General features: G+C 58.5%; 9 protein-coding genes and 1 tRNA gene. 4 read left to right on the plus strand and 6 right to left on the minus strand.

Annotated features, from left to right (window positions below; translation table 11 throughout):
• The first annotated feature begins 58 nt into the window (after positions 1–58).
• Positions 59–1,450 (plus strand): NAD-dependent succinate-semialdehyde dehydrogenase, encoded by a 1,392-nt coding sequence (locus tag KP701_RS10690; RefSeq protein ID WP_215747193.1) that lies wholly within the window; start codon positions 59–61, stop codon positions 1,448–1,450.
• 115 nt (positions 1,451–1,565) lie between these two features.
• Here KP701_RS10690 and KP701_RS10695 read toward each other — a convergent pair whose 3' ends face one another.
• Entirely contained in the window at positions 1,566–4,361 is a 2,796-nt protein-coding gene (locus KP701_RS10695; protein WP_252345554.1) for a glycosyltransferase, read from the minus strand.
• Positions 4,362–4,872: 511 nt separating this feature from the next.
• Between KP701_RS10695 and KP701_RS10700 the strand changes: the two genes are divergently transcribed.
• On the plus strand, positions 4,873–6,252 hold the full coding sequence (locus tag KP701_RS10700) for a calcium-binding protein (RefSeq protein ID WP_215747194.1): 1,380 nt from the start codon (positions 4,873–4,875) through the stop codon (positions 6,250–6,252).
• Positions 6,253–6,368: 116 nt separating this feature from the next.
• Complete coding sequence (locus KP701_RS10705) at positions 6,369–9,074, plus strand: glycosyltransferase (protein ID WP_215747195.1); 2,706 nt, start codon at positions 6,369–6,371, stop codon at positions 9,072–9,074.
• Here the strand turns inward: KP701_RS10705 and KP701_RS10710 are convergent.
• Positions 9,049–9,939, minus strand: a complete 891-nt coding sequence (locus tag KP701_RS10710; protein WP_215747196.1) for a rhamnan synthesis F family protein — start codon at positions 9,937–9,939, stop codon at positions 9,049–9,051. The genes KP701_RS10705 and KP701_RS10710 overlap by 26 nt on opposite strands.
• A 179-nt stretch (positions 9,940–10,118) precedes the next feature.
• Here KP701_RS10710 and KP701_RS10715 point away from each other — a divergent pair, with 179 nt between their 5' ends.
• The gene (locus KP701_RS10715) at positions 10,119–10,388 is read left to right on the plus strand and encodes an HU family DNA-binding protein (protein ID WP_011252687.1); all 270 of its coding nucleotides are present in this window, start codon (positions 10,119–10,121) and stop codon (positions 10,386–10,388) included.
• A 76-nt stretch (positions 10,389–10,464) separates the two neighbouring features.
• On the opposite strand, the gene KP701_RS10720 is transcribed toward KP701_RS10715, so the two are convergent.
• From KP701_RS10720 to proC, 4 genes are all read right to left on the minus strand, one after another.
• Entirely contained in the window at positions 10,465–12,087 is a 1,623-nt protein-coding gene (locus KP701_RS10720) for a glycosyltransferase family 2 protein (RefSeq protein ID WP_215747197.1), read from the minus strand.
• Positions 12,056–12,130, minus strand: a tRNA-Gln gene (locus KP701_RS10725). The genes KP701_RS10720 and KP701_RS10725 overlap by 32 nt, the downstream gene beginning before the upstream one ends.
• Before the next feature lie 71 nt (positions 12,131–12,201).
• On the minus strand, positions 12,202–12,891 hold the full coding sequence (locus tag KP701_RS10730) for a TetR family transcriptional regulator (RefSeq protein WP_215747198.1): 690 nt from the start codon (positions 12,889–12,891) through the stop codon (positions 12,202–12,204).
• An 81-nt stretch (positions 12,892–12,972) separates the two neighbouring features.
• The gene (gene proC / locus KP701_RS10735; RefSeq protein ID WP_215747199.1) at positions 12,973–13,794 is read right to left on the minus strand and encodes a pyrroline-5-carboxylate reductase; all 822 of its coding nucleotides are present in this window, start codon (positions 13,792–13,794) and stop codon (positions 12,973–12,975) included.
• Between the last annotated feature and the right edge of the window lies 1 nt (position 13,795).

Consider the following 13,795-nt stretch of genomic DNA (forward strand, 5'->3'; position numbering starts at 1 on the left):
TGCCCGCATCCGTGCCAATATGTTGGAAACCCGTCACCACATAGGAACATGACTCGTCATGGCTTACGCTACGATCAACCCTTATACCGGTGAGACGCTCAAGACCTTCCCGGAAGCAACCGACCAGGAAGTCCAGACCGCGCTGACCGAAGCCTATGATGCGTTCAAGAGCTGGCGTCACACGCCGTTCGCCGAGCGCGCAAAGATCATGACGGCAGCGGCGAACATTCTTCGCCGTGATATCGACAAGTATTCCAAGCTTCTGACGCTCGAAATGGGCAAGATCTATGCCGAGGCCAAGGCAGAGACGATCCTGTCCGCCGAAATCTTCGAATATTACGCCAAGAACGCCGAAGAGCTGCTGAAGGCCGAGAAGCTGCCGGTTGCGGATCCGAAGGAAGGCGAGGCCGTCCTGATCCATCAGCCGCAGGGCATCGTGTTCGCGATCGAGCCGTGGAACTTCCCGTTCTACCAGATCGCCCGTATCATCGCCCCGCAGCTTTCTGCCGGTAACACGGTCATTCTCAAGCACGCATCCAACGTTCCGCAGTGTGCTGCCGCGTTCGATGATCTGATGAAGGAAGCCGGTCTGCCGAAGGGTGGATTCCGCAACCTGTATGCCGCCCGTCATCACACCGAGACGATCCTCAAGGATCCGCGCGTCTGTGGCGTGGCCCTGACGGGTTCGGAAGGGGCTGGTGCTGTTGTGGCCGGGATTGCGGCACAGGCACTGAAGAAGTCCACGATGGAGCTTGGCGGTTCTGACGCGTTCCTCGTTCTGGACGACGCTGATCTGGAAAAGACCGCGAAGTGGGCGGCTTTTGGTCGTCACTGGAATGCCGGTCAGGTCTGCGTGTCTGCAAAGCGTCTGATCGTGGCGGATGCCGTGTATGACCGCTTCCTGGAGCTGTACAAGGCCGAAGTCGCGAAGCTGATCCCGGGTGATCCGATGGACCCGAAGACCACGCTGGCGCCGCTGTCCTCGCAGAAGGCTGCGGATGATCTGAAGGCTCAGGTCGAGGAAGCCAAGAAGCACGGTGCCGTTGTCGAGGCTATCGGCCCGTCCGTGCCGGAGAAGGGCGCCTTCTTCCAGCCGCTGCTGATGACCAACCTGCACGAGAACAATGAAGCCCGTCTGTGGGAGTTCTTTGGTCCGGTGACGCAGCTGTATCGCGCCAAGGACGATGCGGATGCCATCCGTATCGCCAATGACTCGCCGTTCGGTCTGGGTGGTTCCGTTTTCACGAAGGACACCCAGCGTGGCGTGAAGGTCGCCGAGCAGATCTACACGGGTATGGTCTATATCAACCATCCGACGATGGTGAAGGCTGACCTGCCGTTCGGTGGCGTGGCCCGTTCGGGTTATGGCCGCGAGCTGATCGGTCTGGGCATCAAGGAATTCGTCAATCACAAGCTGATCGACGTTGTTGATATCGACGCACCGTTCTGATTGAGGCGTATCGGGCTTCTTTGTGAAGCCGGGTTCGATCTTTCAGGTCATGAAAAACCCGCTTCCGGAGCTGTCCGGGAGCGGGTTTTTTCTTGGACGGTCCGGGAAAGGGGTCTCAGCTTTTCCGGGGTTTGGCCCGTTCGGCGCTAAGGCGGATCCAGGGGTGTCTGGCCTGAACAAATGCTACGACGCGGGCCTTGTGGGCCTCCCTTTCGGTCGAGGCGTTCGTCATGGATGTCTCATGCTGGCGGTAATCGGCCAGGATCTGCGGGACGTGATGGCCGTGGAGGCCGCGTTCCGCCAGTGAGCACCACAGATCGAAGTCCTCCCAGCCCATTGCTTCACGTGAAACATAGTAGCCGCCCACCGCAGCCCAGGCCCATTTGGTGACCATGGCCATGGCGTCGATCCTGTTCCCGGAGACGAGGGAAAGCGGATTGAATGGCAGATCTCCCAGAAGCTCTGGTGTACCTGGCTGCCGATGGGTGTCTGCGCTCATATCCATCAGGACAGGGCCGTGCTCGTTGAAGCAGGCGATGAGCGGATAGGCGTAGGCTGTGCTGTCACTCATGGAGTCCAGAAGCGTTTTGCAGGCTTCAGGACGCAGGATGTTGTCGGCATCCAGTTGCATGACATGTACGGTCTCGGCTGCGTCCATTCCGATGTTGCGCGCGCCTCCCAGACCCGCATTTGCGATGGACTGGCGTAGGATGAGGCGGTTGAAGCGGTCGCAGTGCCGCTCCATCCACGTACGGGCCAGAGCGACCGAGCCATCCGATGATCCATCATCCACGACGATCAGATCCAGAACGGGAAGGGTCTGCGTCGCAACGGATTCCAGCGCGTCCAGAAGATGTGTCTCGTAGTTATAGGACGTGATGACGACAGTGACGGGAGCTTCTCCCAGCGCGTCGTGATGGAAAAGGGTGCGGCTGGGCGGGATGACGGGCACGGGGGCCGGAGTGAGACGGTCTCTGGCAAGATGCGTTTCTCCGGCAAGGGCGGCGGCCTCGTCTCCGGACATGGATGTCAGAACGAGCTTCATGCGCCGGGCCTGTGCCTGCGGACCGAAGGGCCATAGGACGGAATGATAGGCGTCCCGTGCGATGCGGACGCGGCGTTCCGGGTTGTCGATCAGTTCGATCAGGGCGTCGTACCAGTCTGTCGGGCTGTCAGCCAGAAAGCCGGTTTCGCCATGGCGGATAACGCGCTGGAACGGTCCGGTGGGGGAAGCGATCGTTGCTGCGCCCGACAGCGCAGCTTCGAAAAACTTGATCTCGCTTTTGGCTTCACAGAAGACGTTTCCTGTCTCCAGAGGTGCGATGGAGATGTCGAACCGCGCGAACTCGTCCTGCAGTTCCTCAAGGGGGACCATGTCGCGCCATTCGATCTGGTCCTGCACGGGGATCAGGCTGGGAAATTCTTCCATCAGCAGGACCGGGCGATGCGTGACGGGTTCGCGGAACAGGACAAGGCGCGCCTCGGGACGCTGGCGCAGGACTTCCGCGATGGTGGGACAGATAGGGGCGAAGTCCCGCTGATGGGTCCTGGAGCCTGTGGCGTAGCCGATGCGGACCAGACCGTCGCCGGCGTTGACGCGGCCTGGCTCTCCACGCATGCGCAGTGCCATGCGTGCCCGTTGCAGGGCGGACATGTCATAGACGTTCGGAAGCAGGTGCACGACGGGGCGCAGGCTGTGCATGGCAAAGACCAGTTCGGCCGTGGTCGTCGATCCCTGATCGCAACGCAGGAAGGTGCGGCGCATTTCCGAGAAGCAGCGCTCGATCCGTTCTTCTGTGGCGCCAATCGAACGGATGCCGTCGATCATGTCCACGCGGGCATAGTGGGGAACGAAGACAATATCGTCCGCATCGAAGATGGTAATGACGTTTTCCGTTTCGGCAAGATCGAAGATTGTACTGACATGGCCACTGTATTCGACCCGCCAGAACACCATCACATCTGCCCAGTGGATATCGTCATACCCGACCGCAGCGCAGGCTTGGACCCTGGCTTCAAAGCCGGCATCCCGAACAGCCGCGGCATTGCGGTAGCAGCGGTACAGAACGCCAGGCGTATCGGGTTCTCCCGCAACGAACAACACACGGCGTATGGAGAGAGGCGTGGGATTTGACGTTGGTTCTGGCTCTGGTTCGGGAGCCGGGACCGGAACGGCCTCGGGGCTGCTCTCCTCCATGTCGGGTTCTTCCTGAACCGGGAGGACGGGGAGGGAGGGACGGGGACGGAGAATGCGTTTGAGGCGTCGGCCAGCCCGGAACCAGAGCGGGGGTGTTGGAAGCGGGTCAGGAACCGGGTTTTCAGGTGGGAGAGGCACGACCAGCGGCGGAGCGGGCGGCTCTGTCTGTTCGGGCGGTGGGGGCTCGGGCGGCAACGGCGCATTTCTGGCGGCAAGCATCCGCAGAGAGACCCGGAGTTCCTGGATGGTCTGCGTTTTTTCAAGCGATGCCTGCTGTATCGCCTGCGTTCGGGATATTAGAAGGCGGGTTTTCCGACTGTCATCGAGAAGCAGTCGGATGTTGCGTCGGAGGCCGAGGCTTTCCGTGGTTTCGGACATCAGGACACGCAGAAAGGGTGAATCGCCTGCGTTCGTCAGGGCGCTTTCCGGGGTCAGGGTAATGGAGCCTGCGGGGTGATCTGGCCCGAGTTGGAGAACGGGCAAGGAAGAAGGGCTCCGGGGCGCGTCTTCCGTAATGTGGCACAGCAGGGGAAGAGCGGTCTCGTCGTTCCGGGACGCCTCGGAGACGATCCGGATGTCCCTGTCCGGCAGGTATGTTTCCAGCATTGCACGAAGAGCGTGACGAATCCGGGCATAGACGCGAGGTGAACATTCAATCCGGGCAGCGGAAAGACTTTTTTCCTCGGTCAGGATCATTGTCAGCCAGGATGTCAAGAAAACGTGATCCTGAAGATCCGGAGGAGTATCGGCTTCTGACCTTCCCGATACCAGCAGGAGCGCCAGACATGCCAGATGATGGTCCGGCCCCGGAAGGGACATTGAAAGGGGGATGGGGAAATTCACGAAGGGGCCTGTCGGGATCTAAGTGTCTGTGAAGGGTAGATTGTTTCAGGAAAGGCGCAGCCCGGTCAGGTCCGGCTTGACGCAGTAGTGGTAATATTTATTTCTTGTGAAATTAACATTAACGGAACTTTTTTGATATAAAAGGATTTGACTGAAGAGCTGGATTACCCGCTCTTTTCCGTTTCCACATAATGAAAATGGAAAATTCTTTGTCGGCATGGCTATTCGAATCCCCAAATGATGGATCTTGATTCCCTGTGTGGTGTCCGAAGTGGATTGCTTTTGATAATCTGGCTCTGATATATGCAAGAATCGTCGCTCGATCATTTGGGTGGTCCGAGGGCCGCCGGTGCGAGGCAACCTTTTTTAGGAGTGCATGGTAATGGCTAACATTACTACAGTAGTTGGCGCCTCCGGCCAGACCTTTGTGGTCACGGTCACTGGTGGGCAGACCCAGCTGCTGGCGCAGCAGTATCAGACTGCTGTTTCCACCCTCCATGCGAGTGGTGGGCTTGATTCTTACGATCTGGTTCCGGGCGGGAATGCCGCTGCTGTTTCCAACACGGGCCACGGCCTGATCAGCCAGGGTGGTGACTACACCGTCTCGGGTGCTGCTACGCAGTACATTTCTGTTGGTAGCTACTCCACGACGGGCGAAGACACCCTGAACTCTGCTGTCAGCCTGGATCTTTCCGGCAGCACGGCCAATAACGTCAGCATTCTTGCTGGTGACTTCGCTGGTGTGTCCGTGACGGCCGGTAACCAGGCAGGCACGTTCATTGGCGGCGTTGGTAACAACACGTTCAATGGCGCCAATTCCACCGGGAACTGGACCATCGCCACGGGTGACGGCAACGACACCGTGACGGGCACCAATGGTAACGACACCATCAGCACGGGTGAAGGCAACAACCTCATCAAGCTGGGAACCGGTACGAACGTTGTCCGTTCCGAAGGTCAGGACACCATCGACGGCACGACCGGTACCGATACGGTCACGCTGCTCGGCGGCAGCTCCGTGGTCACGCTGGGCGCCAACGCAACGGTTTACGACACGACGTCGCACAACACCGTTTCGGGTGGCAACAACAGCTTCATCACGGGCGGCAGCTCCAGCACCTACTTCTCGACCGGTGCCCTCAGCACGGTTTCGGGTGGTCTGAACGACACCATCTCTGCTTCCGCCGATATCTGGCAGATCCGTGGTACGGCCAACTCGATCACTGCTTCGGGAGCCCTGACGTTCCTGAACGGTACGGGTGCAACGACCGTATCCGCTGGTACGTCCACGCTGTTCGGTGCTTCGGGTCTTGACCTGCTGCTGGTCGGTGGTTCCGCAAGCTCCACCAACCTGTTTGTTGGTGGCGATGGCAGCGAGACCGTTTCGGCTGCTTCTTCCAACGGCACGCTGCATGCCTTCGCAGGAACGGGTGACGAGACCATCATCGGTGGTTCCGCTGCTGATACGCTGGTTGGCGGTTCGGGTGCGGCTACCCTTACGGGTGGTTCGGGCGCGGCGAACCTGTTCGCTCTGAACAAGGGTTCTGCTGGCGGTGACTACACGATCACCGACTTCGGCAGCGCAGCCGGTAACCTGATGGCTCTATACCAGTACGGCCTTCAGAACAACGATGGTCTGGCAAGTGTTCTGTCGAACGCTACGGTTGCTGGTGGTAACACCACGATCGAACTGTCCGACAACTCCAAGATCACGTTCGTTGGAATCACCGACCTGAACGCTTCTAACTTCACCCTGAGCTAATGACGGCATCTGTCTTCTGACAGACTGGCATTGTTCAGGAAGGCCGGATCCGGAAGGGTCCGGCCTTTCGTGTTTCTGAAGTACTTTTTTATCTCCTCTTGTGAAAGCCTGACAGAATGCGGGACGACCCGCGCGAAACCCTGACTGAAAGCTATCGCAGTGCGGCCCGCCTGAATGGCTTGAGAGCCGAACAGCTGCAGAAGGAAAATCAGAAGCTTCGGCGCCAGCTGTTTCTGATTCAGACGTCCCTGTCCTGGCGTGTGACGCTTCCCCTGCGGGCTGTGCGGGCTCTGACATTTGGCAGGCTGCTGTCCGGCCGCCCTGTGAGCGAACTTCCGGGGCGGCTGTTGCATTTCTGGGAACGGGAAGGTCTATCAGGGATCAGGAAAACTGTTACCCATCGTGTTCGCCGCCTGAAGCGCATCCATGGTGAACGGCAGAAAATTTCTACACCAGCCAAGGGTGATACAGCGGCGCTTCATTCTTACAAAGCTATTCCCCAGTGCGGAACTGCGAGACTGAAACCCCAGATTCTCATCATTGCGGAACTCAGCCTGAGGCAGTGTGCCAAGTATCGTGTCTGGCAGAAGCGGGATTTCCTGAAGACGCTGGGCTGGTCAGTTCAGGTAGTGGACTGGCGGGATCTTGCCGAAGCACAGTCTGCCCTTCAGCTTTGCACGCATGTCATTTTTTATCGGGTTCCGGGCTTCGACGATGTCATGAAGCTGGTGCAGGAAGCGCATCGGCTGGGACTGGCTCCGCGCTGGGAGGTGGATGACCTTATCTTCGATGAAGGAGAGTATCGGCAGAACGGCAATATCGACACGCTTCCTGCGGCGGAACGTGATCTTCTGCTTTCAGGGGTGGCGTTGTTCCGCCGGTGTATGCTGGCCTGTGGTCGGGGCATTGCCTCGACGGCGGCTCTTGCGGGCGCCATGCGAGAGGCGGGGCTGACAGATGTCGCTGTTCTGGAAAATGCCCTGGACGCACAGACGCTTGGAATTGCAGAAGTTCTTCCTCTTCCTGTGCCATCAGGCCGGATCTGGGTTTCGTATGGGTCGGGCACCAATACTCATGATGCCGATTTCAGGCAGGCCGAGGCGGGGCTTCTGGCAGCGATGGATGAGGAGCCGCGGCTTTGCCTGAGGGTTATCGGGCAGTTGCAGCTGTCTTCGGCATTCAGCCGGTTCGGGGATCGGGTCGAGCGTCTCACGGAGCTGACCTATCCGGACTATCTGAAGGCCCTGTCCCAGACGGATATCGCGATTGCTCCGCTGGAAAAGACGCTGTTCAATGACTGTAAAAGCAACATCAAGTTTCTTGAGGCGGCCATTGTCCGGGTTGCGGCCATCTGTTCTCCCTGTGCCGCGTTCCTGACAGTTCTGCGCGATGGGAAGAACGGCCTCCTTGCCGCAGATACCGCAGCATGGCGAAACGGGTTCCTGGCCCTGGCGCGGGATGGAGATTACCGGAAACGTCTGGCGGAAGCGGCGTATAAGGACGTGATGGCGCGGTATGCCCCAGAGGCGATGGCGCAGACACAGGCCCGGGCGTTGTTTGGTCTTCCGCCCAGTCGGGAAGCGGAAGGCCTCAGGATTCTGATGGCGAATGTCTATTTCGCTCCCCGCTCTTTTGGCGGTGCCACGATTGTGGCCGAGGAGATGGGGCGCCGGCTGGTCCGGAAAGGGGTTCAGGTCAGTGTCATGACGTCCAGACCACCTGCCGTGGATATCCCTGACGGGGATGTTCGTTACGACGTGGATGGCATGATGGTTTTTGCCTCCGTGTTGCCTGACGGTCTGGACGGGGTGGGGCATCTGGATAATCCGGCAATGGCTTCCCGGTTTGCGGATATGCTTGACGCCTGTCAGCCGGATGTCGTGCATGTTCATGCTGCGCAGGGACTGGGAACGGGGATCCTGCGGATCTGTCAGGAGAGGGGAATTCCCTACGTCCTTACGCTGCACGATGCCTGGTGGCTTTGTGAGCGGCAGTTCATGGTCAAAGGGGACGGACGGTACTGTTTCCAGACCACTATCGATCCTGCGGTCTGTCAGGCCTGTGTACCGGGTGTGCGGCATCTTGCGGATCGGACTGTCGTGATGCGGCAGGCCTTGGCGGGTGCGGCCCTTCTGATCAGTCCGTCACAGGCCCATCGTGAGCTCTATCTTGCAAACGGGATTGCGCCTGAACGGATCGTGGTCAATCGTAACGGTTTCTGCTGGCCGAAGCGTGCGCGTCGGCCGCGCTCCCCCGGGACGCCGCTGCGCTTCGGATTTGTCGGCGGGACAGAGGCCGTCAAGGGATATGGCCTGCTGAAAGAGGCTATGCAGTCCCTATCGCGCAGTGACTGGGAGCTTGTCGTTGTCGATAACAAGCTCAACCTGGGGTTTCAGTCGATCTTTCCGGAAGACTGGACCGTTCGTGGGAAGCTGCGGGTTGTGCCTGCCTACACACAGGCCAGCCTTGATGACTTCTATGACCAGATCGATGTCCTGCTGTTTCCGTCGCAGTGGAAGGAAAGCTACGGCCTGACGGTGCGGGAAGCGCTGGCGCGGGATGTCTGGGTCGTCACGACGTCTCCGGGGGGACAATCGGAAGATGTGGTGGACGGGGTAAACGGAACGTGGTTGCCGCTGGACGGTAAACCACAGACGCTTGTCCAGGCCGTCTCCGCGCTTCTGGAGGCGCCGGAACGCTTCGAGGGATACGTTAATCCGTACAAGGAACAGCTTGCGACATACGACATGCAGGCGGAGGAACTTTACGGCTTCCTGAAGCGGTCCGCCGGGCAGTCTAGCGGCCGAGAAGCAGGGCTATAAGGGCTTGGCGCCGGTCTTCGCTGGCCAGGGCCTGGATCAGTCTGGCCCGGAAGCCAGCGCGTTTGGCGCGGTTGCGGGGAGGTGTTGCCGCAAGATAACGGGCGATCCAGTCGGGGCTGAAGAAGGCGGGATCGGGGATTTCCTGCCGCCACAGATGGGTGGACGCGATTCCGCTCGGGTTGTCGCGCAGGAGTTCGGTCTTGATGAAGGGGGCGTGGCCGGAGCGCAGGACGGCGCGCCAGTCCGTGTGCATGGGGTTGAGCGCCAGAAGACGGGCGAGGCCTCGGGGATTGCTCCAGGCGGCTCCGCAAGACAGTCCGGCCGCCTTGATGGCGAGGCCGAGACCAAGTTCCCCGTGCAGGACGATCTCGTCCTTGCTCATGTCGCTGAAGGGCTGGTTGAAGATCCGTCGGACTGCCGGATGATCCAGCGCCTCGCGGGTCATGCACAGGAACCAGGATTGCAGATGGGGTACGACGGCTTCCGAGCGGACCATGCCCCAGATCTGAAGGTTCTGCGCCCGCATACGCTCCACGATGGGATTGAGCGGGAGAAGCGGGCCAAAGACGCTGTCATTGGCGAACAGGATTTCGTCAGCGTCCCTGTCGCACTCACGGGAGAGCAGGAATTGCCAGGCTCCGAAGTCCAGCCCGGTATTGGGGCGGGCATGGACGGTTGCTAGGACCGGAGGTGTACCGCTTGCGAGGTCATCGTGCAGCGCTTGGGCTTCTGTTTCCGACAGGCCGGAGGCGGCGATGTGGATCGTGAAGCCACACGATGAGATCTGGCGGAGCAGATGGCGTGTGTGAGGGGGAAACCCCGCTTCTGTACTGTAATATGCGAACAGGCAGACAGGGGCTGACACGGACCGTCCTGTTGAAGAAAGAAACGTTAAATTCATGATATATGGTTGTTTCTAGGGCGGTTCTATAGGAAACACTATGGCATTCTGAGGCGATAGACAATCCGCCCTTCAGTTCGCATTAGCGGCATTTCTGTACCGGCAAGATGCGATCTGCACTGAGTAAATCCGGAGTTTTATTCATGAGCAAAGCTTTTCTTGCCGCAGTTCTGCAGGATTCCATGAACTGCACAGGCGTTGTTGCCCAGCGGGCGGTCAACGACATGATTGACGCCATTATTGAGGAACTGCGCGAAGAAGGCGGCTTTACGCTGCCGTCTTTCGGGACGTTCACGGTCTGTGAAACCAAGGCAAGGCAGGCCGTCAATCCGCGGACCGGAGAGCCTGTCGAGGTTTCAGCAGGGCGGACCGTCAGGTTCAAGGCCAGTCCGGGACTGAAACAGCTTGTCTGAAGGATCGTGAACGCTCTGACAGGGGAACTGTCGGAGCGCCCGGTGCAACGTGCTTGTGACTGCGCCAAAAGGGCTGTCAGATAATGGACATGATCTGGGGGCCGAGAAGCGACTTCAGATTCATCCTGTCGTCACTCTCGAGTGTGGATGATTTCAGTAAGAATTCTTCATACGGAAAAGATCCTGCAGAATTGAGCATGTAATATATCAGGTCCGAGGCCGGACCCTCGTTGTCTCCAACGAATGTCAGTTCAGATACCTTTTCTCCGAAGTAAAACTTTTCCCAGTCTGAAGCCTCTTCCCGGGAAAATTCTACGCTTCCACCATGACCTACGGGAATGCAGGTCAGGTATTTTTGAGTTTTCGGAGATTGTATGAAGATGGAACCATCCGATTCATTGGAATCGAATTCAAATTCATAGCAGTAATTGCTTTGGGCCGAGTGGCTGATGTGGAATCTGACATTTGAGGAATACACAAAAGGATTCCGGAAAATCCAGATTTTATTGCTGTCGTAGGGGATAGCCGCCAGGATTCGCTCAAATCCCTCTCCCTGAAAGAGATGTCCATCAATGTTGTTCAGGGAAAGGTATTCGCCATGAATGCTTTTGAGATGGAAGAGATCCACTTTTCTGTGAGGAGTCAGGCTGTTTTCCGTGTTTTCCAGAGCGTTTCCTTTCTCGAGGAAATTCTTCATCGAATACTGGAAAACTGATTTTTTGATATTGTTGTAGACGGTATTTGCCGCATTGATGCGTGCCTGATCCTGGGGGTCATAGACATCATTGCGATCAAAATGAGACCAGTAGACCGTACTGTTCGACAGATCGGAGCCCAGGCGTCTTTTGATGCGGTCGATGAAATGCTCCATGGAGCGACAGATGTAATGATTGATTCTGGCGCCTTCCCACAGGATGTTTTTCGTCGCCCCGGGACGCCATTCTACGGGCTGGCCAGCAGCGTCCGCGTAATTTCCATAGGACAGGTTGAACTTGTGGGGGTTTTCATACACGAAGCTGACAGCTTCTGGTCTTACGAAGCTCTTTACGAGCGTATTGTCATTAAGTTCGGGCGTCGATCTGTGGTTGAAGACCTGGTAGGTCGGGACCTTGTCTTTCAGGACCCTGCTGGAACTTCCGTATATGCACCAGCTTAGGGCAATTCCCGTGTCGTCTTTACGGAATTTGTCCAGAAACCCGTTTATGTCTTGGGTGCCGTCGATGCTGACATATTCGTCACCATCCAGCATGGCGATCCACTCATAATGATCGATGGACTTCTTGATGGCATCAAAATAGCTGTCGCGTTGTCTGTAGTAAAAATTGCCTTCAAGCATGGAAGTCCTGCAAACCTCCACGTTGTAAATTCCTTCGCAGGATTTGGCTATTTCATAGGTCCCGTCGGTCGAGTGGTCGTCATATACAAATATTTTATCGAACCCGAGGGAAATATGCCATGATAGCCATGCCATGATGTCATGGGCTTCGTCTTTAACGAAAAGCACTATTGCAGATTTTTCTTTTTTCACGACGAAGACCCTGATTGATGTCGGAAGTATGTCCTTCCAGATTACATCCTTGATCGAGATTAGCCAAATCAGTTGACGTGCATTGTCCTGAACCGCGGCGGACCTGTTGCGGGAAGGATTTTCCGGTTTTTTTAGAGGCTGGCTGGGGTGGGAGGATTCGAACCTCCGCATGGCGGAATCAAAATCCGCTGCCTTACCGCTTGGCTACACCCCAAATGATGCGCCCTTCAGAGCGCATGCTTCCGGCCTTCTAATCTGAACCGGCTGCCTTCGTAAAGTGCGAAGTCAGGATTCCAGTTCAAGATCGTGGTCGGGCAGGCCGGTATTGTTCATGGCCTCATCCATTTTGCGTCGGGCAGAAGGCTTGAGAATCCCGTAGCGCTCGGCACGGTCCAGGGCCGTATCGAGGGCTGCCATGGTGGCTGCGAGGTCGGGGCTTTCGTCCTTTTCCCAGGCCCGCATGGCGTGAGCCCAGACTCCGGCCAGGGCATTGATGCGCATCACGCCGCCAAAGCCTGTGCAGTCGATCCCTGCGGCTTCTGCGAGCCATTTCATGGAATCAAGGGTAGTGCCGGCCAGAAAAGCCGCCAGAGCCGGGTCGTAGGGTACGGCCTGGAGGACTGCGCGCACGCCTTCACGATATTCCTGGAAGATATCGAAGCGGCGCATGATCAGGTCGAAAAGATATTCGCGAAGCGTTCCGCCGTCACCGTCGTCACGCAGGGCACTGGCATCGGCAAGGCGCCCGAGCTGGAGCAGCAGAAGGGCCTTGACCGGATAGCGCCTGCGGACGGTTTCGACGGGAAGACCGGCTTCGCGGGCCGCGTCCACGAGGGAAAAGCGGTGCCATCCCTCGTTTCCGGCGAGCGACAGGGCAGACTGGAGAAGGGCGGCGTCGAAGGCTTCCTGCGCCATGTCCGGCGAACCGCTCAGTGCCATGTCGTCGGATTCAAAGGGGTCCTGCCGTCCGTCCATACGGGTCTCCTGTCGAAAGCTTCTGGTTTCATGGTGGGAGCATTGCGGTCTGCCGACAAGCTCTCTCCCATAAAGAAACCGTCAGCCTGCGAGTTCGTCGGCCCGTTTTGTAGCAGCGTCAATAGCTTTTGGAACAGTCTCTGGCCAGGCGTCGGATTTCATGAGGACGGCCAGGGCTGCTGCTGTGGTGCCATTGGGGCTGGTGACGGCCTTGCGCAGGTCTTCCGCGCTGTCGGGCAGATCATCGAGCATGCGCCCGGCGCCGTAGATCGTTCCACGCGCCAGCCGGCGGGCGATTGTCGGGGACAGGCCATGCTGCTGACCGGCTTTTTCCAGAAGCTCTGCCAGCAGGAAGACATAGGCGGGGCCGGAGCCGGAGATGGCGGTGACGACGGAAAGATCGGCTTCCTTCTCCACCGGGACGACGTCTCCGACTGCGAAGAGCAGATCGTGACAGATGGATTTCTGCTCCGGCGTGGCGGAGGGCGAGGCGTAGAGACCACTGATCCCGGCGCCCACGGCAGAAGGCGTATTGGGCATGGCGCGCAGGACCGGCATGTCCGCGCCAGCCAGTTGGGCCGCCTCCGAAAGGGCGGCGCAGGTGCGTCCGGCCATGACGGAGAGAATGGCGGCGTTGCTCATGCGGGGGCCAAGCGCCTTGCCGATTGCGTCGATCATGATTTCGGCAGTGGCTGGCTTGACGGCAAGAACGATGACGTCGGGTTTGAAACCGGCGGGGATTTCGGCGGCGGTACGGACGACGGTGATGGCGTCGTCCGTACCGGTTCGGTGTCGGTCAAGAATGACGAGCCGGGGCGGTGTGGGGGAGGCGAGCCAGCCGTCGAGCAGCGCGCCTCCCATCTTTCCGCACCCTGCGAGAAGAACCGAAGGGACGGATGGCACG

Origin of the sequence: Gluconobacter sp. P1C6_b (assembly GCF_018811945.1) — a bacterium.
In the GTDB taxonomy this organism is placed as follows: domain Bacteria; phylum Pseudomonadota; class Alphaproteobacteria; order Acetobacterales; family Acetobacteraceae; genus Gluconobacter.